This is a genomic window from Nocardiopsis suaedae, assembly GCF_027706745.1.
GTDB lineage: Bacteria > Actinomycetota > Actinomycetes > Streptosporangiales > Streptosporangiaceae > Nocardiopsis_A > Nocardiopsis_A suaedae.
The window spans coordinates 13,837-37,766 of record NZ_JAQFWP010000060.1; the positions used below are offsets into that span (position 1 = coordinate 13,837).

The window sequence follows — 23,930 nt, forward strand, 5'->3', positions numbered from 1 at the left end:
GCCCGCGTTTCTGCTACGTTGCTCTACTTCCCACCCGCGGGAGGTCCCCGGTGCGGGGCGCCGCACCCTGGACGCCGGCCCGTCTTCTGGGCCGGGGGAGGTCCCCATGAAGCACTCGTCTCCCGAGTTCGCCGCCGTCGCCGAGAAGGGCACGATCCTCCAGTGCCAGGTCGGTTCGGGGGTCCACGGCATCACCGTGTCCGACCAGGACGACCGCGACGAGATGGGCGTCTGCGTCGAGCCGCCGGAGTACGTCATGGGGCTCCGCGGGTTCGAGCAGTACGTGTACCGGTCCCAGCCCGAAGGGGTCCGCTCGGGCCCCGGCGACCTGGACCTGACCGTGTACGCGCTGCGCAAGTGGATGCGCCTGGCCCTGGACGGCAACCCGACCGTGCTGCTGCCGCTCTTCGTCCCCGAGGAGGAGATCGTCCGCATCGACCTGCTCGGCCGCGAGCTGCGGGAGGTCTCCGAGCGGATCCTGTCGCGCCGCGTCGGCGACCGCTGCCTGGGCTACCTGCGCTCCCAGCGCGACAGCCTGCTCGGCCGCCGCGCCGGGCGGCGCACCAACCGGCCCGAGCTCATCGACGTGCACGGCTTCGACACCAAGTTCGCCTACCACATGGTGCGCCTGGGCGTTCAGGGCGCGGAGATCCTGGAGACCGGCCGCCTCACCCTGCCCATGCCCGAGCCGTGGGCGACCTGGCTGCGGGAGCTGCGCCGCGGAGAGCACACGCTGGAGGAGGCCCTGGAGGCCGCCGACGAGCAGGAGGCCCGCCTGGAGCGGCTCGTGACCGCCTCACCCCTGCCCGAGCACCCCGACCGCGACTGGGCCGACACCTGGCTGGTGGAGGCGCACCGCCGCCACTGGGCCGAGCGGGGGCTGTGACCAGCCGTCCCCGCCCCTCGGTGGGCCGGGCCGCCCGACGGCTCGGCCCGCCGGGCCAGACCCCCGGGGACCGGCCCCCTACACCGCGTCGCGGACGTGCGCCGGGTGCGCACGGTAGAGGTCGCGCAGCAGGGCCACCTCCGCCCCGTGGTGCATCACCTCGCGGTTGACGTGCAGCACGAGCACCGCGAAGGGCAGGTCCGACCACTGCTCGGGCTCCGCGGAGCCCACCGGGGCCGCGAAGTCGTCCGGCGCCTTGGACCGGACCCCCGCGCACCAGGCGCCGTAGGCGTCCTCCAGGCGCGCCAGCGCCTCGTCCGCGCTGCCGGGCCAGTGCGCGTCGGCGATGGTCATGTCGCCCTTGCCGAAGTGGTGGTCGACGCGCAGCTCCAGGACGCCCACGACGATGTGCCCGAGCCGCCAGGCGATCGTGGTGACCGGCGGCGGGTCGGGTTCGGGCCAACTCCAGTCGGCGACGAACGCGCCGTCCGGGCGGGGGCGCACCGACCAGCACGGTTCGACCGGCTCCCAGAAGAACTCGTCGTCACCGAGCCCGTCCAGGCGGGGCCGCAGCGAGGCGTCCCAGTAGAACTCCAGTTGGGCGAGGACCTCGGCGGGCCAGTCGAGCGCGGTCATCACCGTGCACCCTCCCTCCGGCCCACGGCCCCGGTGAGGCCGCTGCCCTCGGCGGCGACGTCCTCGTCCGGGTAGGGCCACCACGCGATGTCGGCCAGGCCGGGTTCCAGGGGCGCGAACGGGGCCAGCGCCCGCGACGCCCGGTCGGGCCGCCCGCCCCGCGGGTAGGCGGTGAGCACGTGCCCGCCCCGGCCGAGGGCGTCGTGCAGGGCGGCCAGCAGTTCGGGGCCGGGGGCGGGCCCACCCGTCTTCGGGGCGGTGTCGAGCACCAGAACGCAGACGGGCTCGTCGACGTCGACGAGCCCGCACGTTGCCAGCCGCTCCACCAGCGCCCAGGGGGAGTGCCAGGGCACCGACACCACCGGCGCGGCCGCCCGGTGCGGGGACGCCCCGGGGTGCAGGGCGGGCCCGTCGGAGGCGTCGAAGTAGACGGCGCGCACGCCCGAGCCGCGGTCCCCGACCGCTTCGAGGACGGCGTCGCAGGTGGGCAGCCCCGAGGAGATGTCGACGAACTGGCGGACCCCGGCGTCGGCGGCCAGGTAGCGGGCCGCGCGGGCGGCGAAGGCCAGCCGGGCGCGGTCGAGCGGGTCGGGCTCGGGGGGTGCGGTGCGCTGCGCGGGAGGTCGGCCGTCCAGCCCCACGACACGCGGGCGGGGAACGTCGGCGACCCTCTGGTGGTCCTCGACGATCGGCGGGGCCGGCCACTCATCAGTCACGATCGCGCTCCCGGAGTCCTTTGGCGATCGATGTTACCTGGTGTGAGGTACATCATTCACCCGGAGATAAATTCACCGGGAATGTACGCCGGTTTTCCCGTACGGAACAGATCGCAACCGCTTCCGATCCGCGGAAGAGCGGCAGGCGCCGACACCCGCATCAGCCTCGTCACCCCTACTGAACCGCACCTGTACGCGCACCCTCGGCGCCTTCACCCGCCACCGGTTCCACCGGCGGGCCGGAGGCCCCGGCGGAGTCGGCACCGCCCCCTCTGACCCCGCGGTCACCGCCCCGATCACCCAGGAGAGGGAGTGCGCACCATTTTCACCCTTGAGTTCCCGATTAGTGAAGTTTTAACCGGTATATGTTTCTCGAGGCCATGATGTCGACTTTCGAGGAAACGGCGAATCGGCGGCTCAGCGGGTGCCCCGCTTAAGCCCCCACCCGCCCACCAGGCCACCGGAGCGGCAGGAAGAAGGCGGCGACCGAGGCCTCCGTCAACGCCCCTCCCCGACTGGTCGGTGACGGCGACAGGGTCGCCCGCCCCGCTCCCGCCTCAGGTGTCCGCCGGGACGACCGGGACCAGGCGCCCTTCGTCGTCGCGGTACTCCAGCTCCGGGCCGTGCTCCGCCAGGCGGGCCACCGCCGCCACCAGGCGGTCGACGTGCTCCTCCGTCGTGCCCAGGCCCAGGCTCGCGCGGACCGCCTGCTCGTGCCCCTCCGGCAGCAGGTGCCGGGTGAGCGGGTGCGCGCAGAACAGCCCGTCGCGCACGCCGATCCCGTACTCGGCCGACAGCGCCGCGGCCAGCAGCCCGGCCGGGACCCCGTCCACCACGAACGACACGATGCCCACCCGCGGGTGGCGCCCGTCCCACAACGACAGGTCGTGCACCCCCGGGACCGCCGCGAGCCCGGCGCGCAGCCGCCGCAGCAGGGCCTCCTCCCGCGTGTGCAGGCGCTCCTGGCCGGCTTCGATGAGGGTCGCGCAGGCGGCGGCGAGCGCCACCGCGCCCAGCACGTTCGGGCTGCCCGCCTCGTGCCGCGCGGGCAGGTCGTTCCAGCGCACGTCGTGGTCGGTGACGTTGCCGGTCGCCCCTCCCCCGGCCAGGTACGGGGCGGCCGCGCGCAGCCAGTCGGACCGGCCCGCCAGCACCCCCGCGCCGAAGGGCGCGTACAGCTTGTGCCCGGAGTAGGCGACGTAGTCGGCGCCGGACGCCTTCAGGTCGAATCGGCGGTGCGGCACGTACTGGGCGGCGTCGACCGCGATGCGCGCCCCCTCGGCGTGCGCCGCCTCCGCGAGCTCGCGCACCGGCCAGATCTCCCCGGTGACGTTGGAGGCGGCCGTCACGCACAGCAGCCGCGGCCCCTCGGGGGCGGCCCGCAGCGCCTCGCGCGCCGCCCGGACGGCCTCGCCCGGGGTCTCCGGCAGCGGCAGCCGCACGACCCGCCCGGCCCGGCTCCCCCGGTGCTCCCAGGGCAGCAGGTTGGCGTGGTGCTCGGCGGCGAAGACCACCACCGTGCAGCCGTCGGGGACGCAGCGCGCCAGCAGGTTGAGCGCGTCGGTGGTGCCGCGCACGAACACCAGCGCGTCGCCCGCGCCCACACCCGTGTACTCGGCGACGGTGCGCCGCGCCCGCTCGTAGGCGGCGGTGCTGACCTGCGACAGGTGCCCCGCGCCGCGGTGCACGCTCGCGTAGAGCGGCAGCGCCTCGTCCAGGGCGTCGCGGACGGCCTCCAGGCAGGGCGCGCTCGCGGCGTAGTCGAAGTTGGCGTAGTCCACGGTGCCGCCGGCGGCCAGCGGGACGGGCACGCCCGCGCCGAGCACCGCGGGCGCTCCGGGGGTACACCCGCGGGCGGCCGGGACGGCGGAGGGGGCGGGGCTGTCTGCGACTGCGGTCATCACTGCTCCTCAGGGGTCATCGGGACCCCAGAGGAGCCGGGAGCGTCCCCGTGCGGCGCCCTCGGCGCACGGCGGTGTCTCCGGCTCGAACCCGCGGGGGTCCGCGCTTGCCTGACACGTTGCGTCCATCGGTCGTGTCTCGACCTGGTCCTCACCCGGGGCACCCCACCGCGGTAGGAGGGTTGCCGGCCAGCGAGCCGGGGCTTGGCGCTGGCGCTCATGACCTATGCGGGACTATAGCGCACCGTGTCCGGTTCAGCGCAAGGCGGGGCCGGTGTGACCCGGGTGGCGGCGGGCGCGGCGGTCCACGCGGCCCTGTGCGGCGACGGCGTGCGGCCCTGTGCCCGGCGGTCTGCGCGACGGCGTGCCCGGCGGCGCGTGTCCGGAAGGCGGCGGGTCGGTGTCCCCGCCGGTCACGGGGAGGCCGGGCCCACGGGCCGGGGGCGCTCCCGACGGCCGCCGCGGCGCGCCCCCGTCACGGGGCGAGCATTGACAGGGGCGCACCGCTTGCGGGGATACTTGGGCGACTGCCCTCCCGCTCAGGGCGCCCTGCCTTCCCAGGTCGCCCGTCCAGGCGCGAGACTCCAGCCCTACGGAGCCTCATGCTGCCCGGAAACGGAAAGGGCCGAAAACGTGCACGGTCACGATCTTGCTCTGCTCGACGACCCCGACGTCGTCCTCGTCTCGGGCTATGCCCGCCTGCCCGACGCGGTCGCGAGCCACTCCCAGTACGAGCGCCTCGGCGTGGTGCTCGCCGTCAACGTCACCGACGGGCGCATCGTCGCCGCCGACACCACGCTCCTGACCGATCTGGCCAAACGGTTCTTCCGCGCGCTCGTCGAGGGCCTGTCCGTCGCCGACGACCTCCCCGAGATCGCCGAGCGCGTGCGCACCCGCTACGCGGGGCAGTCCGGCGCCGCCCTCACCACCGCGCTGCGCCGCTGCCTGGAGACCTACCACCAGCTCCGCGAACAGCGCGGCGGCGAGCAGTCGAGCGAGTGAGCGAGGGATGAGCGAGACGAACCGCGACGGCGCGACCGGGTACGGACCGCACGACGGGACCGGCCGGCGCGAACCGGACGAGCAGACCGATCACAACAGACCCTCGGGCGCCCCGCCCCCGGAGGGGCCGCTGGCCGGGGTCCGGGTCGCCGACCTGTCCCGGGTCCTCGCCGGGCCCTACGCCACCATGCTCCTGGCCGACCTGGGGGCCGAGGTGGTGAAGGTCGAGCACCCCGGGCACGGCGACGACACCCGCGCCTGGGGCCCACCCCACGCGGGCGGGGAGGCCGCCTACTACCTCGCCGTCAACCGCGGCAAGCGCAGCCTGGCCGTGGACGTCAAGGACCCCGACGGCCGGGCGGCCGTGCGGGAGCTGTGCGCCCGCTCCGACGTGGTGATCCAGAACTTCCGCCCGGGCGTCGCCGAGCGCCTGGGCCTGGGCTTCGCCGACGTCGGCGGGCGCAACCCCGCCGTGGTGTACTGCTCCATCAGCGGCTTCGGCCCCGAGCACACCCCCGCGGACCGCCCCGCCTTCGACGTGCTGGTGCAGGCCGAGAGCGGCCTGATGGGCATCACCGGCGAGCCGGACGGCCCACCGAGCAAGGTCGGCGTGGCCATGACCGACGTGCTCTCCGGGCTCAACGCCGCCGTGGCGATCCTCGGCGCGCTGCTGCGCGCCCGCACCACCGGCAGGGGGGAGCACGTGGAGGTGTCCCTCATCAACTCGGCCCTGTCCGGCCTGGTCAACATCGCCCAGCAGGCCCTGGTCACCGGCGCCGAGCCGCCCCGCATGGGCAACGCCCACTCCACCGTGGTGCCCTACCAGGTGTTCGGCACCGCCGACGCCGACATCGTGGTCGCCGCCGGGAACGACGCCCTGTTCCAGCGGCTGTGCGGGGTGCTGGACCGCCCGGACCTGGCCGGAGACCCGCGCTTCGCGGGCAACCCGGACCGCATCCGCAACCGGGACGCGCTCATCCCCGAGCTCGAAGCCGAGCTGGGCGCCCGCCCCGCCGCCGAGTGGCTGAAGCTGCTCACCGCGGCCGGTGTGCCCGCCGGGCAGGTGCGCGGCCCCCTGGACGCGGTGCGCTCCGCCCAGGCCGCCGGGGACGACGTGCTGGTGCGGGTCGACCACCCCACCGCGGGCGCCCTGGACACGGTGCGCGCCGGGTTCCGCCTGGCGTCGGGCGCGCAGCCGGGCGGCCAGGAGGGCGGCGGCGCGCCGCCGCTCCCCCCTCCCCTGCTGGGCCAGCACTCCCGCGAGGTCCTGGCCGAGCTGGGCGTGTCCGAGGACGGCATCGCCGCGATGATCGGCCGCGGCGCCGTACGCCAGACCGACCCGGGGAGCGGTGGGCCCGAGGACCCGGACGGCCCCGGCACCGCCACCGGACCGGCCGGGCCCGCGGCCGACACCCCGAACGACGACGGAAGGACGGACCACCGATGAGCGACCAGCGCAAGGCCGCGGCCCCCGACGCCCGCGACTTCCTGGCCCTGGACCGGGAGCTGACGGACGAGGAGCGCGACATCCGCGACACGGTGCGCGCGTTCGCCGCCGACGAGCTGCTGCCCAACGTCGCCGACTGGTACGAGGCCGGGACCATCCCCGACGCGCGCGGGCTCGCCAAGCGCCTGGGCGCCCTCGGCGTGCTCGGCATGCACCTGGAGGGGTACGGCTGCGCGGGTGTGGGCCCCGTCGCCTACGGCGCGGCGTGCAGGGAGCTGGAGGCGGTCGACTCGGGCCTGCGCAGCTTCGTGTCCGTGCAGGGGTCGCTGGCGATGACGGCGATCCACAAGTTCGGCTCCGAGGAGCAGAAGCGGGAGTGGCTGCCGGGGATGGCGGCCGGGGACGCGATCGGCTGCTTCGGGCTGACCGAGCCCGACTCGGGCAGCGACCCCGGGTCGATGCGCACCCGGGCCCGCCGGGACGGCGACGGCTGGGTGCTCGACGGCACCAAGATGTGGATCACCAACGGGTCGGTCGCCGACGCGGCGGTGGTGTGGGCCGCCACCGACGACGGCGTCCGCGGGTTCCTGGTGCCCACCGACACCCCGGGGTTCACCGCCAACACCGTGCGGCACAAGCTGTCGCTGCGCGCCTCGATCACCTCCGAGCTGGTGCTGGAGGGCGTCCGGCTGCCCGGCTCGGCGCTGCTGCCCGGCTCGCGTGGCCTGGGCTCGCCGCTTTCCTGCCTCAACGAGGCCCGCTACGGCATCGTGTGGGGCGTGGTGGGCGCCGCCCGCGCCTGCTACGAGTCGGCGCTGGAGTACGCGACCACCCGCGAGCAGTTCGGTCAGGCCATCGGCGGCTTCCAGCTCACCCAGCGCAAGCTGGCCGACATGGTGGTGGACGTGAACCAGGCGCAGATGACGGCGCTGCGCATCGGGCGGCTCAAGGAGCAGGGCGCGTGCCACCACAACCACGTCAGCTTCGGCAAGTTCGCCAACGTGGCCGCCGCCCAGCGGGTGGCCCGCACCTCCCGGTCCGTGCACGGCGCCAACGGGATCACCCTGGAGTACCCGGTGATGCGGCACATGGCCAACCTGGAGACGGTGGCCACCTACGAGGGCACCGAGGAGATCCACGCGCTCAGCATCGGGCAGGCGGTGACCGGCGTCTCGGCGTTCCGCTGACCCGCGAGTAGCCCCGGCACCGGCGCACCCAGCACAATGGTCGTGAGCCGAATGAGGGAGATGTCGATGGGGAACGACACCAAGCAGTTCCGGGCCGGGAAGATGCGGCGCGTCTTCGACGCGACCGTGTCCGGCCTGGTGAAGTACGGGCTGGGCCCGTCCTACACGCGGCTGCTGACCACCCGCGGACGGTCCACGGGCTTCCTCCGGTCGACCCCGATCGACCTGGTGGAGAACGAGCAGGGCCGGTTCCTCGTCGCCCCCTACGGTGAGGTCGGCTGGGTGCGCAACATCCGCAAGGACGGGTTCGCCACCCTGCGCCGGGGCGGCTGGATCGAGCTGGTCAGCGTGGCCGAGGTGGACGCCGGGCGCGCGGCCCCGGTGCTCAAGGAGTACCTGGCCAACCCGCGGGTCGCGGTGGTCGGCCCGTACTTCAGGGCCGCCCCCGACTCGCCGTTGGAGTGGTTCGTCGACGAGGCCGCCGACCACCCGGTGTTCGAGATCATCCGGAGCACGACCGTACGCCTGTGACCGCCGTTTCCGAGCCCTGCACAGGAACGGCGCTCACGCACCGGTACGGCCTCCACGGCTCTGGTCCGGACGCGCCTCGCCTCCTTGCGCCCTACCGTGCGGCGAAGCCTTCATCGGTCCCCGAGGCCGGCCCCGGCCGACCTCGGAAGACCTGACCGGCACCCCGCCCATCGGCGGACAGCGACGCCGTCCACGGTCGCGCGGACGCCCCCCCGTGCTGCCCAGCCCCCTGAGAGGCGGTCCCAGTCGGGTCGGCAGGGGCCGCCTCCCCGGGATCGGGCAGCCGTACGGCCGTTCACACGAGGCGGTGGCCGCCGTCGACGTGCAGTACCGTTCCGGTGACGTAGCCATTGCCCATCAGCGACGTGAAGGCCCGGGCGATGTCCTCGGCCGTGCCGATCCGCCGGGCCGGAAGCCGTTCGGCCATCTCCGTGAAGGCCGCCTGCCGGTCCATGCCGATCCTGTCCCAAACGGGGGTGTCCACCCACCCCGGGGAGAGCACGTTCACGCGCACGGGCGCCAGTTCCACCGCCAGCCCGTACGCCAGTGACGCGAGCGCGCCGTTGGCGGCCGCCACGATCGTGTTCGCCCCGTTCGGCCGGTAGGCGTTGATCCCCGACGTGTAGGTGATCGACCCGGTCACGCGCCCGGCCGCGTACTTGCCGACCAGCCAGGCGCCGAACAGCTTGGTGTCCACGACGGCGCGGGCCGCCTCCGTGGCGACTCCGGCCGTGGGGCCGTACACGCCCGTGACGTCCGCCGCGGTGACCGCGACGTGGTCCGCCCGCCCCACCCGCTCGAACAGCCCGGCCACGTCCTCCTCCCGGCCGATGTCCGCCGGGACCGCGGCGGCCTTCCCGTACGCGGACAGGTCCGCCTGGGCCTCCGCGAGCCGGTCCGCGGACCGCCCCACGATCGTCACGTCCATCCCCTCGGCGAGCACGGTCCGGGCCAGAGCCAGCCCCATCCCGGAACCCCCGCCGATGATCATCACTTCGGTCATGCCCCGAGCCTCCGGCGCCCCGCCCGGACCGGGAAGGCCGCCCGGTTCCCGGGTGCGACAGGGCCACCCGGCCGTGGACCCTCGGTGGCACAATCGCCGGTATGAACGCGATGGCGGAGTTCCTCCGCACCCGGCGCGGGCGGATCGGCCCGGCCGACGTCGGGCTGCCCGCCGGGCCGGGCCCCCGGCGCACCCCGGGGCTACGCCGCGAGGAGCTGGCCACGCTGGCCGGAGTGAGCGCGGACTACTACACCCGGATCGAGCAGGGACGCGAGGCCGCGCCCAGCGACGCGGTCCTGAACGCCCTGGCCCGGGTCCTGCTGCTCACCGACGACGAGCACGCCCACCTGCTCGCCCTCGCCGACCGCGCGGCGGGGCGCACACCCCGCCGCCCGCCCGCGCCGCCGCGGTCGGCCCGCCCCGGCCTCCGGCTGCTGCTGGAATCGGTCCGCCCCAGTCCGGCGTACGTGCTCAGCGAGGTCAACGACGTCCTCGCCGCCAATCCCGAGGGGCTGGCGCTGATGTCCGGGCTCGGCGACTGGCCGCCCGCACAGCGCAACACGATCAGGTACACGTTCCTCCACCCGGCGTCGAAGACGGTCTTCGCCGACTGGGACCGGGTGGCGCGCAACTGCGTCGCGCACCTGCGCAGCGCCGAACCGGCCGCCCAGGGGCCGACCGCCGCGCTGGTCGCCGAACTGTCCGCGGCCGACGGCGGGTTCGCCGCCCTGTGGCGCCGACACGAGATCTGGGTCAAACGCGGCGGCGAGACCGCGTTCCACCACCCGGGGATCGGCCGGTTCACCCTCGCGAACGAGGTGCTCACCACCCCTGGGGGCGGACAGCGGATGCTGGTCTACCAGGCCGCCCCCGGCACGCCCGAGCACGACGCCGTGGTCCTGCTCGCGATGGCCGCCCAGGGCCGGCGCCCCGTGCCGGGGGAGAACCCTTCTCACGCCCCCGACGGCGGTCCGACAGGCTGAACGGGGCCTCCTCTGGAGCGGTCGTCTCTCTCCGACCGGGTGGGCGCCACCGTTGAACGCCCTGTGGTGAGGGCCCTGCCGGACCCGGCCGGACCCGGCCGGCCCCGCCGACGGCGCTTGGGCCCCTGAGCATCCGCCCACCCCCGGGGCCACCATCCGCGAGCACCGCACGTAGCGGCGTCCCCGGAGGGGCGGGCACGGCCCCGAGACCAACAGCGGAGAAAGGACACCGTCCCAGCGGACGCCGACCCGCGCACCGGCCTCGTGCCCTCCCGGATGGGTGTCCGTCGGTGGCCCTCCCTTCGTCGCCCTCTCCGTACTTCCAACCGAGTACGCGGGGTTCGGCTGCGCGCAGGAGGTCCCGGCCGCCGCTCCCCCGCCACGCTGGTGGGTGACGGGGCCGGAACCGGCCCCGACGACGCGACGACGGGGAGGGGAACCCGCGCATGAGCATGCGCACCGAACGACCGGGCGGGACGGAGTCCGGCGAGTCCACGGCACCCGGAAGGGCCGGGAACGCCGCCGAGGAGGCCGGGCGGGCGCCCGCGGAAGCGGCCGAGGGGGCCGAGCGTGCCACGGGGGCCGGCCGCCTGCCGCTGCTCGACGTCCTCCGGGGGCTGGCGATCCTCGGCACCTTGGGCATGAACATCTGGCTGTTCGCCGGTCCCGGGGGCGAGCTCGGCATCCTCGACCGTGACATGCCCACCCTGGCCTCGGCCGCCGCCGACCCCGGTGCGGGCGCGGTCGCCGAAGCGCTGTTCCGCCTCGCCATGAACGGCACCTCGCTGTCGCTGCTCACCCTGCTGTTCGGCGCCGGGCTGGCGGTGCAGTACCGGTCGGCGCGCAAACGCGGTCTGCCTTGGCCGGGGCCCTACAAGTGGCGGGCACTGTTCCTGTTCTTCGAGGGCCTGGTGCACTTCACCCTGGTGTTCGCCTGGGACGTGCTGATGGGCTACGCCATGACCGCCCTTGTGGCGGCCTGGCTGCTGGCGCGCGGCCCGCGCGTGCGGGTGGCGGCGGCCGCCGTCGCGGGCACCGTGCACGTGGCGCTGATGGGCGTGGGCACCGCCCTCCTCGCGGCTTCCCCGGACACCACGGGAGGAGAGGGCGGTGCCTCAGCGGAGCTCGTCCGGCTCTACGCCGAGGGCACCTACCCGGAGCAGGTCGCGGCCCGGCTGGAGAACGCCGCGGTGCTGCGCCTTGAGCCCGTCATGACCTTCGGCCTGCTGCTAGCGCTGTTCCTCTGCGGCGTGTTCCTCTTCCGAGCCGGGGCGTTCTCGCCCGGAGCGCAGGGGCGGCGGCTGCGTGTCCGCATGGCCGTGTGGGGGCTCGGCACCGGGGTCCCGATGAAGGCGGCGGCCTCGCTGCTCGGCGGCGACTGGTTCCTCATCGAGCGCTACGCCGCCGCACCGGTGGCGGCGATCGGGGTGGCGGGGCTGGTCGGGCTGGTCCTGGACCGGGCACAGCGGACCGGGCCGGTGGTGCGGGCACTGTCCGACCTGGGCCGCGTCGCGCTCAGCGGCTATGTCCTCCAGAACGTCCTCGCCATGCTGGCCTGCTACGGCTTCGGCCTGGGCCTGGCGGCGCGCTTCGCGGACTCGGGGCCGTGGTGGGTGATCGCCCTGTGGGCGGCCATCGGAGCGGTCCTGCTCGCGGGTAGCACGCTGTGGCTGCGCCGGTTCCGGCACGGGCCGCTGGAGGCCGTGCAGAAGGCGGCACTGGCCGGGACGGCACGGCGGCGGACGGCGCGCTGAGGCGGCCAGGCTCTGGGCGCACCAAGGCGCACCAGGAGCACACCGGGCACGGCCCGGGCAGGGACCGGGACCGCGGGGCGGTCCCGGACGGTGGACGAAGGCCAGGGCCCGCCTCCCCTGCGGGAGGCGGGCCCTGCGCGTTCGCTGTTCGGCTCCGGCGGAGCCGGGTCGGACGCCTTTAGGCGCCGACCGCGGACTTCAGGGCCTCGGCGCGGGCGGTCGACTCCCAGGTGAACTCCGGGACCTCGCGGCCGAAGTGGCCGTAGGCCGCGGTGTTGGAGTAGATCGGGCGCAGCAGGTCCAGGTCGCGCACGATCGCGGCCGGGCGCAGGTCGAAGACCTCCTTGACGGCCTTCTCGATGACGTCCGGGGCCACCTGCTCGGTGCCGAAGGTCTCGATGAAGACGCCGACCGGGGCGGCCTTGCCGATGGCGTAGGCCACCTGGACCTCGGCGCGCTCGGCCAGGCCGGCCGCGACGATGTTCTTGGCGACCCAGCGGGTGGCGTAGGCGGCCGAGCGGTCCACCTTGGACGGGTCCTTGCCGGAGAAGGCGCCGCCGCCGTGGCGGGCGTAGCCGCCGTAGGTGTCGACGATGATCTTGCGGCCGGTCAGGCCCGCGTCGCCCATCGGGCCGCCGATCTCGAAGCGGCCGGTCGGGTTGACCAGGAGCCGGTAGTCGTCGGCCTCCAGCCCGTACTGGGACACGATCGGCTCGATCACGTGCTCCTTGACGTCGGGCGACAGGAGCTCGTTGAGGTCGATGTCCGGCGCGTGCTGGCTGGACAGCACCACGGTGTCCAGGCGGACCGGCGTGGTGCCCTCGTACTCGACCGTGACCTGCGTCTTGCCGTCGGGGCGCAGGTAGGGGACGGTGCCGTCGTGGCGGACCTTGGAGAGCTGCTGCGACAGCGCGTGGGCGAGCTTGATCGGCAGCGGCATGAGCTCGGGGGTCTCGCGGTTGGCGTACCCGAACATCAGGCCCTGGTCGCCGGCGCCCTGGCTGGCGAGCTTGTCCTCCTCCTTCTCGACCCGCGCCTCGTAGGCGGTGTCGACGCCCTGCGCGATGTCGGGGGACTGCTGGTCGATGGAGACCGAGACCCCGCAGGAGTCTCCGTCGAAGCCCTTGGCAGAGGAGTCGTAGCCGATCTCGAGGATCTTCTTACGGACGATCTCGGGGATGTCCACATAGGTCTTGGTGGTGACCTCACCGGCGATGTGCACCTGGCCGGTGGTGATCAGGGTCTCCACGGCGACCCGGCTGGCGGGGTCGTCCTTCAGCATCGCGTCGAGGATCGCGTCACTGATCTGGTCGGCCATCTTGTCGGGGTGGCCCTCGGTGACCGACTCGGAGGTGAAAAGGCGACGGGACACGTTAAGTGACTCCTTGCAGCGGCTGCTGGCTGACAGTTGTCTCTATTCGGGCCGGCGGTCCGCCGGGGCTGGTGGGTGACCACCGGCGATTACCGACCCACGGGGTTGGTTACTCAATCCACTGTAGTGGTGCCCTCCCCGCCGCACCCGGGGCGCGGGGGGCTCATGGGGCCGTCTCGGCCGCTCCGGCGATGGTGCCGGACCGATGCCGATCCATGGAACGCCCACTTCAGACGCCCCTGGACGCAGTGTGACGCACGCCACATAAAAAGTTCCAGAGGCCGTTCCGATCATGCCCTTGCGCTGGGGTTTTCGTAGCGTACAGCGAAACGGCTTCCCCGCGGCGCAACACGTGGGCGCCGTGTCAGGTCCCCGTGAGGCGCTCGGCGACGAGGTCCCAGACGCGGTCGGCGAGGTCGGTCTTGGGACCCGTCGGAACCTCGGTGGACCCCCCGTCGGACGCCAGGACGACCGCCTGGTTGTCCTCGGTGCCGAAGGCGCGCCCGCCGCCGACCCGGTTGACCACGAGCAGGTCGCAGCCCTTGCGGGCGAGCTTGGCGCGGCCGTTGGCCAGGACGTCGTCGGTCTCGGCGGCGAAGCCCACCACCACCTGGCCCGCGTGCGCGCGGTCGGCGGAGACCTCGGCGAGGATGTCGGGGTTGACCGCCAGGTCGAGCGGCTCGGGGCCGGCGCCGGTCTTCTTGATCTTGCTCTGGGCGCTGGCGACGGGCCGGAAGTCGGCGACGGCCGCGGCCATCACCACGGCGTCGGCACCCTTGCGGGCCTCCAGCACGGCCCGGTGCATCTGCTCGGCGGACTCCACGGGCACCACCTCGGCCCCGGCGGGCGCCGGAAGGTCGGTGTTGGCGGCGACCAGGGTGACCTGCGCCCCGCGCGCGGCGGCGGTGGCCGCCAGCGCGTACCCCTGCCGCCCGGAGGAGCGGTTTCCCAGGTAGCGCACGGGGTCGAGGGCCTCGCGGGTGCCGCCCGCGGTGATCAGGACGTGCCGCCCGGCCAGGTCGGCGGGGCCGGGGCCGCGGCGCAGCGCCGCCCGCGCGGACTCGAACAGGGCCCCGGGGTCGGGCAGGCGTCCGCGCCCGGTGTCGGCGCCGGTCAGGCGGCCCGAGTCGGGGGTGAGGACGACCGCTCCGCGCGCGCGCAGGGTGGCCACGTTGGCTCGGGTGGCCGGGTGCTCCCACATCTCGGTGTGCATGGCCGGGGCGAAGACCACCGGGCAGCGCGCGGTGAGCAGGGTGTTGGTGAGCAGGTCGTCGGCCAGGCCGTGGGCGGCCTTGGCCAGCAGGTCCGCGGTGGCCGGGGCGACCAGGACCAGGTCGGCCCCCTGCCCCAGGCGCACGTGCGGGACCTCGTGCACGGTGTCCCACACGCCGGTGGCCACCGGGCGCCCGGAGAGCGCGGCCCAGGTGGGCTCGCCCACGAAGCGCAGGGCATCGGCGGTGGGGACGACGCGGACCCGGTGCCCGGTCTCGGTGAACCGGCGCAGGACCTCGCACACCTTGTAGGCGGCGATCCCGGCGCCCACCCCCAGGACGACCTCGGGCGCGTCAGCTGCGTTGTCTTCAGGTGTGTTCACGGTCGGACTCTAGCCCGGGGGCCGGAGCCCCCGCGCCACGCCTTCAGCTTCCCTCGTAGGGCTCCGAGGTCAGCAGGCCGGCCTTCACCTCGCGCAGGGCGATGGACAGGGCCTTCTCCTGGACCTGGGTCTCGACCAGCGGGCCGACGTACTCCAGCAGGCCCTCGCCGAGCTGGGCGTAGTAGGCGTTGATCTGCCGCGCCCGCTTGGAGGACATGGTGACCAGGCTGTACTTGCTGTCGACGAGTTCGAGGAGGTCGTCGATCGGCGGGTTGGTGATGCCTTCGGCGACGGGCTCGGTACCAGCCACGTGGGGTTCCCCCTGGACGGTCGTCGGCCCCCGCGGGCGGGGGCCGGGTGGGCGGTGCGGGCGCCGGATATCACACCTTCGGCGCCTGGATCAAGGCTAGCAGTTCGTCACGGACGTCCTCGACGGACGTGTTGACGAGCGTGGCGTCGAACTCCTTCTCGGCCGCCATCTCGGTGCGCGCGGCGTCCAGCCGGCGCTGCACCACCTCGGGCGCCTCGGTGCCGCGGCCGGTGAGCCGCCGCACCAGCTCCTCCCAGGAGGGCGGGGCGAGGAAGACGTGGAAGGAGTCCGGCATGGACGCGCGGACCTGGCGCGCGCCCTGCAGGTCGATCTCCAGCAGGACGGGGGTCCCGGCGCGCAGCCGCTCCTCGACGGGCGCGCGCGGCGTGCCGTAGCGGTTGCCCGCGAACTCGGCCCACTCCAGCATCCGCCCCTCGGCGACCATCCGGTCGAACTCCTCGGCGGTGGCGAAGAAGTACTCCACGCCGTCGGTCTCCCCCGGCCGGGGGGCCCGCGTGGTGACCGAGACCGACAGCCAGACCTCGGGGTGGTCGGCGCGGATCGTCTTGACGACGGTGCTCTTGCCCACCCCGGAGGGGCCGGACAGGACCGTGAGCCGCCGGGCCGGGGCGCCGGCGCCATCGGCGTCGATCGGGCTGGTAGGCACGTGGGGATCTAACTCTCGATGCGGCGTTCGATCCGGCCGGGCCTGTGCCCGTGCACAACGGGGCGGGGCGCCGGACCGGGGGTGATCGGTCTTTTATACCACCGCGCCGCGGCGCCCCCGGCCGTCCCGCGCCCCGCTGGCGGGGGCGGTGCGGACCGGGCGCGCCGCGGCGCTCACGGGGTCCTCCGCCGCACCGGCGGCCGCGGCGGTGCCGCGGCCGGCCGGCGGACCCGTAGGGCGGTCCCCGCGGTGGGGGACCGCACAGTCGGTCGGGTCCTTACTCGGCGCCGCCGAATTCGCGCTCCAGGGCGGAGCGCTGGTTGGCACCCAGGCCGCGGACGCGGCGCGACTCGGCGATGTTGAGCCGCTCCATGATCTGCTTGGCACGGACCTTGCCGACGCCGGGGAGCGACTCCAGCAGGGCCGAGACCTTCATCTTGCCGATGACGTCGTCGGTCTGGCCGTCGGCGAGCACCTCCTTGAGGGAGACGCCACCGTGCTTCAGCCGGTTCTTGACTTCCGCGCGCTCTTTTCTGGCCTTAGCGGCCTTCTCCAGAGCCGCGGCGCGCTGCTCGGGTGTGAGGGGAGGAAGGGCCACGCCGGGTCACCTCGGTTTTCTCTCGTTTGTAGAGGGCGGACGCCTGCGCAAGTTAGTAGGTTCCGGCCCCGTTCGGCAACGCAAAGTGGCCCTTCAAGCGCTATTTCGTCCAACTAATTACAGTGTGTCACCACTCGATTGCGCACCGAGGTTGAAATCGGGACTTTTGGCCCGGTTGGGCATGGCCGCGTCATCCCCGGACAGGCACGCACTCCGGGGTCCGAGCCGGTCGCGCAGCCGCTCGCTGCACGGCTTGCGGCGAACCGAATCGGCGTGACCGAATGTGACCGGAATCGGACACGGTGGGGAGCCAGGGGCGGCCGTGGCCGCCCCCCGCACGCGCCCCCGCCCGGTTCCGGACCGGCGAAAGGCACCGGGGCCCAGCACCCGATAGGCGCTGGGCCCCGGCACGGGCGCCGGGCCTCAGCCGCCGACCGCCTCGGAACGGCGCACCGCCGCGGCGATGGAGGCCGCGGCCGCGCCCGGGTCGGCGGCACGGGTGATCGGGCGGCCGATGACCAGCAGGTCCGCCCCGGAGGCCAGGGCCTGCTCCGGGGTCGCCACCCGGGCCTGGTCGCCGCGGTCCGCGCCGGCCGGGCGCACCCCCGGGGTGATCAGCCGCACGTCGGGGCCCACGTCCGCGCGCAGCTGGGCCACCTCGTGCGGGGAGCACACCAGCGCGCCCGCCCCCGCCTCCACGGCCAGCTCCGCGAGCCGCCGGGCCGCGTCCGAGGCCGGGCCGACCATCCCGATCCGCTCCAGCTCGGCGTCGTCCAGCGAGGTGAGCACCGTCACCGCCGCGATCGTGGTGTCGGGGGCCGCCTCCACCGCCGCCCGGACCATGTCCCGGCCCCCGGCCGCGTGCACGGTCAGGATGGAGGGCTTGAGCCGGGCCACGTTGCGCGCGGCCCCGGCCACCGTGGCCGGGATGTCGTGCAGCTTCAGGTCGAGGAAGACCGAGACCCGGTTGGCCCCGCGCACCGTGGTGATCACCTCGGGCCCATAGCGCAGGTAGAGCTCCAGCCCCACCTTGACCGTGCTGACGTGCGGGGCGACCGCGGACGCCCAGCGGGCGGCGGTCTCGATCTCGGGTGCGTCGATGGCGACTGCGATGGGCGCGGCCACGATGCCTCTCCTTCACGTGCGTGTGTGGAACGTGCGTGCCGTCCGGCCGGGCCGCCCGCCCCCGGAGGGGCCGGCGCCCGCGGCCGGCGGGAGCCGCACGGACGCGCGGGCACTGCCCCGTGCGGTTCCCCCGTACGGCGGGTTCATGCATACCCGGCCCCGTGGGGGCCGGGGCCGGAGCCGCCGGAGCGGTGTGATCTCCGTCCGACCAGGTCAGCCCGGCCGTCACGGCCCCAGGGGCGGTCCGGGCCCGGAGCGCCGACCGGCGGGCGCGGCGGCCAGTCCCGACCGGCCGCCGCAGCTCACACCGCTCCGGCGGAGGCCCTCTGGGCCCGGCGCGGCGCTCAGACGGCCCTGGACTCCCCGGCGCAGGCGCTCCGTCCTGGGACAAGGCCGATGCGTGTCCGGGCCGCCACGGGCTGTCTCAGGCCCCGCCAGGGGCGTGCGCACCCCCCAGCGGCTCCCCCATGGGCCGGTGCGCGGCCCCGATGACGTCGGCGGCCCGCCGCACCCCGTGCTCGGTCAGCGCCTCCTCCAGCTCGCGCAGGATGCGCGCGCACGCCGAGGGGTCGTGGAAGTTGACCGTGCCCACGGCCGCCGCCGAGGCGCCGGCCGCCAGGAACTCCAGCACGTCGGCGCCGGTGCGCACCCCGCCGGTGCCGATGATCGGCAGCTCGGGCAGGGCCGCGTGCACCTCGTACACGCACCCCACCGCGATCGGCCGGATCGCCGGGCCGGACACCCCGCCCATGCCCCCGGCCACCGCCGGGCGCAGGGTGCGCGGGTCGATCGCCATCCCGCGGACCGTGTTCACCAGGGACAGGCCGTCCGCACGCGCCTCGGCGCAGGCCTCGGCCAGCGCCACCGGGTCGGGCACGTCGGCGGCGAGCTTGGCGAAGACCGGCACGTCGGAGCGGGCGTGCGAGCGCACCGCGTGCACCACGCGGGCCGCCTCGCGGGGGTCGTCGGTGAAGTGCCGCCCCTGGTCGGAGGGGTTCGCACAGGACAGGTTGACCTCCAGGAAGGCCACCCCGGGCGCCTCGGAGACCCGCCGCGCCAGCTCGGCGTACTCGGCCACGCCCGACCCGGCCAGCGACACCCCGGCGCGGCCGCCGCGGGACAGCAGCCAGGGCAGGTCGCGCTGGAGGAACACCTCCACGCCGGGGCCCTGCAGCCCGGTGGCGCTGAGCATGCCGCTGGGCGTCTCGGCGACCCGCGGAGCGGGCCGCCCCGCGCGCGGCTCCAGCATGACCGACTTGGTGATGACCGCCCCGATGCGGGAGATGTCGAAGAACGCCGCCAGCTCGCGCCCGGTGCCCGCGCACCCGGCCGCGGTCAGCACCGGGTTGTCCAGGTGGACACTGCCCAGCCGCGTCCGCAGGTCCGGGCTCATCGTCGGGTTCCGCCTTCCTGGTGGTGGGTGGCCGCTCTCGGCCGTTGAGAGATGGGCGCCGTGCCGGGCTCTGCGGTGCGCGCCCCACGACGGCCGGAGCCGTCCCGGGCCCGGAAGCGCTCCGCTGAAGGCGGGCGCTCGCCTGCGGCGGTCACGACGGCCGTCCCGGTCCCGGGTCCCCGTGCACCGCCCCGTCGTCCGTCCGGGGCCCGACCGGCGACATTCGTCCCCGCCGAAGCCGCCGAATTCGCCGAACGCGCCGCCGGAGCCGAAGGGCCTCCGTCGGACCGGACTGGCGCGGCCGCAGCGGTCCCCGCCCGGGCCCGGACCGACCTCGGCCCGGACGACCGGCCGGGGCCACCGGAGACTCCACGAACGCCGTGCGGTCCCCGGCGATGCCACGGGCCCGGCCCCGCACGACCGGGGACCGGCACCGCGCGGGTCGGTACCGACGGCGGGACGGCCTCCCGCGTCCGGGCGGCAGGGCCCGACGCACCCGGTCGCCTCCACTCGGCCCCCTGGGCGACCGCGCACCCCGGGCCGTAGGCCGGGCTGCTCACCCCGCCGCGCGGTCGGCCATGCCGTCGCCCGGTTCAGGGCGGGCCTTCCAGCCGGGCGCGCCCAAGGCGTCGAACGGGATGGTGCCCACGTCGTCGAAGCGGACCCGCTCGCCCCGGAAGACCGGGCCGTCGATGCAGGCGCGCACCATGCGGGTGACGCCGTCCTCCCCGACCACCGGGACCACGCACGACATGCACAGCCCGGTGCCGCAGGCCATGGTCTCCTCCACGGCCACCTGCAGCGGGATGCCGTGGCGGGACGCGACGGCCCCGGTCTCGCGCAGCATCGGCATCGGCCCGCAGGCGTACACCACGTCCGAGCGGGACTCCTCGATCACCCGGCCCAGCGGGGCGGTGACCGGCCCGCGCACCCCGAAAGAGCCGTCGTCGGTGGTGAAGGTGGCGGTCTCGGCCACCCGGCGCGCGGTGATCGCGCTGAACACCCGGTCGGCAGAGGCGCCGCCGAGCACGAAGTCCACCCGGCAGCCGCGCCGCCGCAGCGCGTGCGCCAGCGGGAACAGCGGGGCCCCGCCGGAGCCGCCGCCCACCAGGGCGCAGTTGACCGGGTCGCGGGGCAGCGGGAAGGGCCGCCCGACCGGGCCGACCACGTCCAGCAGGTCCCGGGAGCGCCGCTCGGACAGCCAGGAGGTGCCCGGCCCGCGCACCGAGAACAGGAACTCCACGGTGCCGCCGTAGTCGGGCTTGACGTCGTGCACGGCGAACGGGCGCCGCAGCAGCATGGCCGAGGCCTCCCCGCCGACCGCGACGGCGACGAACTGCCCGGCCCGGAAGCGCTCGGCGATCTGCGGGGCGACCACGGTGATCGCGTAGTAGGCGTCCACCCGGCGCACCGACAGCACCGGGCACCGGATCTGCACCGGACCGTAGTCGCTCAAACCTGACCGTCCTGCCCTGTTCACCCGCCGGGCGGCCCCGGCGGGCCGCTCGCCCTGATCGTCGCCTCAGGCGCCGCGCAGCGACTCGGCGTGCTCCTGGAGGGAGCGCACCCCGATGTCGCCGCGGGCCAGCGCCTCGATGCCCTGGACCGCGGCGGCGAGCCCCTGCACCGTGGTGACGCTGGGGACGCCGCGCACCACCGCGGCGGTGCGGATCTCGTAGCCGTCCAGGCGCGGGCCGGACTGCCCGGCCCCGCCGAACGGCGTGTTGACGATGAGGTCCACCGCGCCGTCGTGGATGAGTTGAACGATAGTGGGTTCCCCGTCCGGCCCGGGCCCCTCGCTGTGCTTTCGCACCACCTTGGCCTCGACCCCGTTGCGCCGCAGCACCCAGGCGGTGCCCTCGGTCGCCAGGATCTCGAAGCCCAGGTCGGCCAGGCGCTTGACCGGGAACACCATGCTGCGCTTGTCCCGGTTGGCGACCGACACGAACACGCTGCCGCGGGTGGGCAGCGAGCCCGAGGTGGCCAGCTGCGACTTGGCGTAGGCCGCGCCGAAGGCGGCGTCCATGCCCATGACCTCGCCGGTGGAGCGCATCTCCGGGCCGAGCACGGTGTCCACGCCCTCGCCCTTGCGGTCGATGAAGCGGTTGAACGGCATGACCGCCTCCTTGACCGCCACCGGGGCGTCCATGGGCAGGGTGCCGCCGTCGCCGCCCGCGGGCAGCAGGCCCTCGGCGCGCAGCTGCGCGATGTCGGCGCCCAGCATCACCCGGGCGGCCGCCTTGGCCAGCGGCACCGCCGTGGCCTTGGAGACGAACGGCACCGTGCGCGAGGCGCGCGGGTTGGCCTCCAGCACGTACAGCACCCCGGAGGCGAGCGCGTACTGGACGTTGAGCAGGCCCCGCACCCCGGTGCCGCGGGCGATCGCCTCGGTGGAGTAGCGGATCCGCTCGTAGTCCTCGTGGCCGAGGGTGACCGCGGGCAGGGCGCACGCCGAGTCGCCGGAGTGGATCCCGGCCTCCTCGATGTGCTCCATGATGCCGCCCATGTACAGCTCGCGGCCGTCGTAGATCGCGTCCACGTCGATCTCGATGGCGTCGTCGAGGAACCGGTCGATCAGCACCGGGTAGTCCGGGCTGACCTCGGCGTTGCGCTCGATGTAGTCGGCGAGCATCGCCTCGTTGTAGACGATCTCCATGCCGCGCCCGCCCAGCACGTAGGAGGGGCGGACCATGACCGGGTAGCCGATCTCGTCGGCGACGGTGCGGGCCTGGTCGAAGGAGGTGGCGGTGCCGTGCTTGGGCGCCGGGAGCCCGGCGCGGGCCAGCACGTCCCCGAAGGCGCCGCGGTCCTCGGCCAGGTCGATGGCCTCGGGGCTGGTGCCGACGATGGGCACCCCGGCCTCCTTGAGGGCGCGCGCCAGGCCCAGCGGGGTCTGCCCGCCCAGCTGCACGACGACGCCGACGACCTCGCCGGTGAGCCGCTCGGCGCGGACCACCTCCAGGACGTCCTCCAGGGTGAGCGGCTCGAAGTAGAGCCGGTCGCTGGTGTCGTAGTCGGTGGAGACCGTCTCCGGGTTGCAGTTGACCATGACGGTCTCGTAGCCCGCCTCGGACAGCGCGAAGCAGGCGTGCACGCAGCTGTAGTCGAACTCCACGCCCTGGCCGATGCGGTTGGGCCCGGAGCCGAGGATGACCACCTTGGGGCGGGTGCCCTGCGGGACCTCGGTCTCCTCGTCGTAGCTGGAGTACAGGTAGGGCGTCTTGGCGGCGAACTCGGCGGCGCAGGTGTCCACGGTCAGGTAGACGGGGTGGACGTCCAGGGCGCCGCGCAGCTCCCGGACGACCTCCTCGGTCCTGCCGGTGACCTGGCCGATCTGGGCGTCGGAGAAGCCCAGGCGCTTGACGTCGCGCAGCAGCTCGGCGTCGAGCTGCGGGGCGGCGGCGAGCGTGCGGGCGGTCTCCTCCAGCAGCGCCATCTGGTCCAGGAACCAGGGGTCGATGCCGGTGACCCGGTGCAGCTCCTCGACGCTCGCCCCGGCGCGCAGCGCCTGCTGCACCTGGCGCAGCCGGTACTCGCCGGGGGTGGCCGCCGACTGCAGCAGCTCGTCCTTGGTGCCGGGCTCGCCCTCCCAGGTGAGGCCGACGCCCTTCTTCTCCACCGAGCGCATGGCCTTCTGCAGCGCCTCGGGGAAGGAGCGGCCGATGGCCATGGCCTCGCCGACCGACTTCATGGTGGTGGTCAGGCCGGGGTCGGCGCCGGGGAACTTCTCGAAGGCGAACCGCGGCACCTTGACCACGACGTAGTCCAGGGCGGGCTCGAAGCTGGCCGGGGTCTCGGCGGTGATGTCGTTGGGGATCTCGTCCAGGGTGTAGCCCACGGCCAGCTTGGCGGCGATCTTGGCGATCGGGAAGCCGGTGGCCTTGGAGGCCAGCGCCGAGGAGCGGGAGACCCGCGGGTTCATCTCGATGACGATGAGCCGCCCGCTGGCGGGGTCGACGGCGAACTGGATGTTGCAGCCGCCGGTGTCCACCCCGACCTCGCGGATGATGGCGATGCCCAGGTCGCGCATGCGCTGGTACTCGCGGTCGGTGAGGGTCATGGCGGGGGCGACGGTCACCGAGTCGCCGGTGTGCACGCCCATCGGGTCGAAGTTCTCGATGGAGCAGACGACGACCACGTTGTCGTTGCCGTCGCGCATCAGCTCCAGCTCGTACTCCTTCCAGCCGAGGATGGACTCCTCCAGGAGCACCTCGGTGGTGGGCGAGAGCGTCAGGCCCTGCCCGGCGATGCGGCGCAGCTCGGCCTCGTCGTGGGCGAAGCCCGAGCCGGAGCCGCCCATGGTGAAGGAGGGGCGCACCACCAGCGGGTAGCCCAGGTCGGCGGCGGCCGCCAGGCAGTCGTCCAGGCTGTGGCAGATCCGCGAGCGGGCGGACTCGCCGCCGATGCGGTCCACGATCCCCTTGAAGGTCTCGCGGTCCTCGCCGGACTGGATGGCCTCGACGTTGGCGCCGATGAGCTCGACGCCGTACTTGTCGAGCACGCCGGACTCGTGCAGGGCGATGGCGGTGTTCAGCGCGGTCTGGCCGCCCAGGGTGGGCAGCAGCGCGTCGGGCCGCTCCTTGGCGATGATCTTCTCGACCATGTCCGGGGTGATGGGCTCGACGTAGGTGGCGTCGGCCATCTCCGGGTCGGTCATGATCGTGGCCGGGTTGGAGTTGACCAGGATGACGCGCAGGCCTTCGGCCTTGAGCACGCGGCAGGCCTGGCTGCCGGAGTAGTCGAACTCGGCGGCCTGCCCGATCACGATGGGACCGGAGCCGACCACCAGGACGGAGTTCAGGTCGTTGCGGCGGGGCATGGTTCC

Annotated in this window: 20 protein-coding genes and 1 riboswitch; of the genes, 7 read left to right on the plus strand and 13 right to left on the minus strand. The window is 74.5% G+C overall.

Translation table 11 applies throughout. The annotated features are described in order from the left end of the window. Positions 1-106 precede the first annotated feature (106 nt). Positions 107-886, plus strand: coding sequence for a nucleotidyltransferase domain-containing protein (locus O4U47_RS24365; RefSeq protein WP_270680295.1), 780 nt, complete (start codon positions 107-109; stop codon positions 884-886). A gap of 78 nt (positions 887-964) precedes the next feature. On the opposite strand, the gene O4U47_RS24370 is transcribed toward O4U47_RS24365, so the two are convergent. From O4U47_RS24370 to O4U47_RS24380, 3 genes are all read right to left on the minus strand, one after another. After that, positions 965-1,522 carry a DinB family protein gene (locus tag O4U47_RS24370; RefSeq protein ID WP_270680296.1) on the minus strand — a complete coding sequence of 186 codons (558 nt, stop codon included), beginning with the start codon at positions 1,520-1,522 and terminating at the stop codon, positions 965-967. Further along, the gene (locus O4U47_RS24375) at positions 1,522-2,238 is read right to left on the minus strand and encodes an SAM-dependent methyltransferase (protein ID WP_270680297.1); all 717 of its coding nucleotides are present in this window, start codon (positions 2,236-2,238) and stop codon (positions 1,522-1,524) included. Before O4U47_RS24375 ends, O4U47_RS24370 begins: the two co-directional genes overlap by 1 nt. Positions 2,239-2,795: 557 nt before the next feature. Further along, positions 2,796-4,139, minus strand: a complete 1,344-nt coding sequence (locus O4U47_RS24380; RefSeq protein ID WP_270680298.1) for an aminotransferase class V-fold PLP-dependent enzyme — start codon at positions 4,137-4,139, stop codon at positions 2,796-2,798. A 98-nt stretch (positions 4,140-4,237) separates the two neighbouring features. Then, positions 4,238-4,364, minus strand: a riboswitch (SAM riboswitch). Positions 4,365-4,772: 408 nt separating this feature from the next. On the opposite strand from O4U47_RS24380, the gene O4U47_RS24385 reads away from it, so the two are divergent. From O4U47_RS24385 to O4U47_RS24400, 4 genes are all read left to right on the plus strand, one after another. Next, a complete protein-coding gene (locus tag O4U47_RS24385; protein WP_270680299.1) occupies positions 4,773-5,141 on the plus strand; it encodes a DUF3870 domain-containing protein in 369 nt (122 codons plus the stop codon). Positions 5,142-5,148: 7 nt separating this feature from the next. Further along, a complete protein-coding gene (locus tag O4U47_RS24390; protein WP_270680300.1) occupies positions 5,149-6,588 on the plus strand; it encodes a CaiB/BaiF CoA transferase family protein in 1,440 nt (479 codons plus the stop codon). Continuing rightward, positions 6,585-7,775 carry an acyl-CoA dehydrogenase family protein gene (locus O4U47_RS24395; protein ID WP_270680301.1) on the plus strand — a complete coding sequence of 397 codons (1,191 nt, stop codon included), beginning with the start codon at positions 6,585-6,587 and terminating at the stop codon, positions 7,773-7,775. The genes O4U47_RS24390 and O4U47_RS24395 overlap by 4 nt, the downstream gene beginning before the upstream one ends. A 66-nt stretch (positions 7,776-7,841) precedes the next feature. Continuing rightward, positions 7,842-8,306: a nitroreductase/quinone reductase family protein gene (locus O4U47_RS24400; protein WP_270680302.1), complete on the plus strand. Its 465-nt coding sequence runs from the start codon at positions 7,842-7,844 to the stop codon at positions 8,304-8,306. 295 nt (positions 8,307-8,601) lie between these two features. Here O4U47_RS24400 and O4U47_RS24405 read toward each other — a convergent pair whose 3' ends face one another. After that, positions 8,602-9,309: an SDR family oxidoreductase gene (locus O4U47_RS24405; RefSeq protein ID WP_270680303.1), complete on the minus strand. Its 708-nt coding sequence runs from the start codon at positions 9,307-9,309 to the stop codon at positions 8,602-8,604. A 101-nt stretch (positions 9,310-9,410) separates the two neighbouring features. Between O4U47_RS24405 and O4U47_RS24410 the strand changes: the two genes are divergently transcribed. Together O4U47_RS24410 and O4U47_RS24415 are read left to right on the plus strand one after the other, a co-directional pair. Continuing rightward, the gene (locus O4U47_RS24410) at positions 9,411-10,292 is read left to right on the plus strand and encodes a helix-turn-helix transcriptional regulator (protein WP_270680304.1); all 882 of its coding nucleotides are present in this window, start codon (positions 9,411-9,413) and stop codon (positions 10,290-10,292) included. Between the two features lie 446 nt (positions 10,293-10,738). Continuing rightward, positions 10,739-12,046, plus strand: coding sequence for a DUF418 domain-containing protein (locus O4U47_RS24415; RefSeq protein WP_270680305.1), 1,308 nt, complete (start codon positions 10,739-10,741; stop codon positions 12,044-12,046). A 178-nt stretch (positions 12,047-12,224) separates the two neighbouring features. Here O4U47_RS24415 and metK read toward each other — a convergent pair whose 3' ends face one another. The 9 genes from metK to carB all read right to left on the minus strand — a co-directional run bounded on the left by metK (position 12,225) and on the right by carB (position 23,924). After that, complete coding sequence (gene metK, locus O4U47_RS24420) at positions 12,225-13,418, minus strand: methionine adenosyltransferase (protein WP_270680306.1); 1,194 nt, start codon at positions 13,416-13,418, stop codon at positions 12,225-12,227. A gap of 364 nt (positions 13,419-13,782) precedes the next feature. Continuing rightward, positions 13,783-15,012, minus strand: coding sequence for a bifunctional phosphopantothenoylcysteine decarboxylase/phosphopantothenate--cysteine ligase CoaBC (coaBC, locus tag O4U47_RS24425; RefSeq protein WP_270680307.1), 1,230 nt, complete (start codon positions 15,010-15,012; stop codon positions 13,783-13,785). 43 nt (positions 15,013-15,055) lie between these two features. Then, on the minus strand, positions 15,056-15,322 hold the full coding sequence (gene rpoZ / locus O4U47_RS24430) for a DNA-directed RNA polymerase subunit omega (protein WP_017622265.1): 267 nt from the start codon (positions 15,320-15,322) through the stop codon (positions 15,056-15,058). Between the two features lie 70 nt (positions 15,323-15,392). Next, positions 15,393-15,989, minus strand: a complete 597-nt coding sequence (gmk, locus tag O4U47_RS24435) for a guanylate kinase (RefSeq protein ID WP_270680308.1) — start codon at positions 15,987-15,989, stop codon at positions 15,393-15,395. A gap of 277 nt (positions 15,990-16,266) precedes the next feature. Beyond that, the gene (gene mihF, locus O4U47_RS24440) at positions 16,267-16,587 is read right to left on the minus strand and encodes an integration host factor, actinobacterial type (protein WP_017541927.1); all 321 of its coding nucleotides are present in this window, start codon (positions 16,585-16,587) and stop codon (positions 16,267-16,269) included. A 423-nt stretch (positions 16,588-17,010) separates the two neighbouring features. Continuing rightward, positions 17,011-17,712: an orotidine-5'-phosphate decarboxylase gene (gene pyrF / locus O4U47_RS24445; protein WP_270680309.1), complete on the minus strand. Its 702-nt coding sequence runs from the start codon at positions 17,710-17,712 to the stop codon at positions 17,011-17,013. 424 nt (positions 17,713-18,136) lie between these two features. Next, a complete protein-coding gene (locus O4U47_RS24450) occupies positions 18,137-19,105 on the minus strand; it encodes a dihydroorotate dehydrogenase (protein ID WP_270680310.1) in 969 nt (322 codons plus the stop codon). Positions 19,106-19,661: 556 nt separating this feature from the next. Beyond that, on the minus strand, positions 19,662-20,561 hold the full coding sequence (locus O4U47_RS24455) for a dihydroorotate dehydrogenase electron transfer subunit (RefSeq protein WP_270680311.1): 900 nt from the start codon (positions 20,559-20,561) through the stop codon (positions 19,662-19,664). A 66-nt stretch (positions 20,562-20,627) separates the two neighbouring features. Continuing rightward, positions 20,628-23,924, minus strand: a complete 3,297-nt coding sequence (gene carB, locus O4U47_RS24460) for a carbamoyl-phosphate synthase large subunit (protein ID WP_270680312.1) — start codon at positions 23,922-23,924, stop codon at positions 20,628-20,630. Positions 23,925-23,930: the final 6 nt, after the last annotated feature.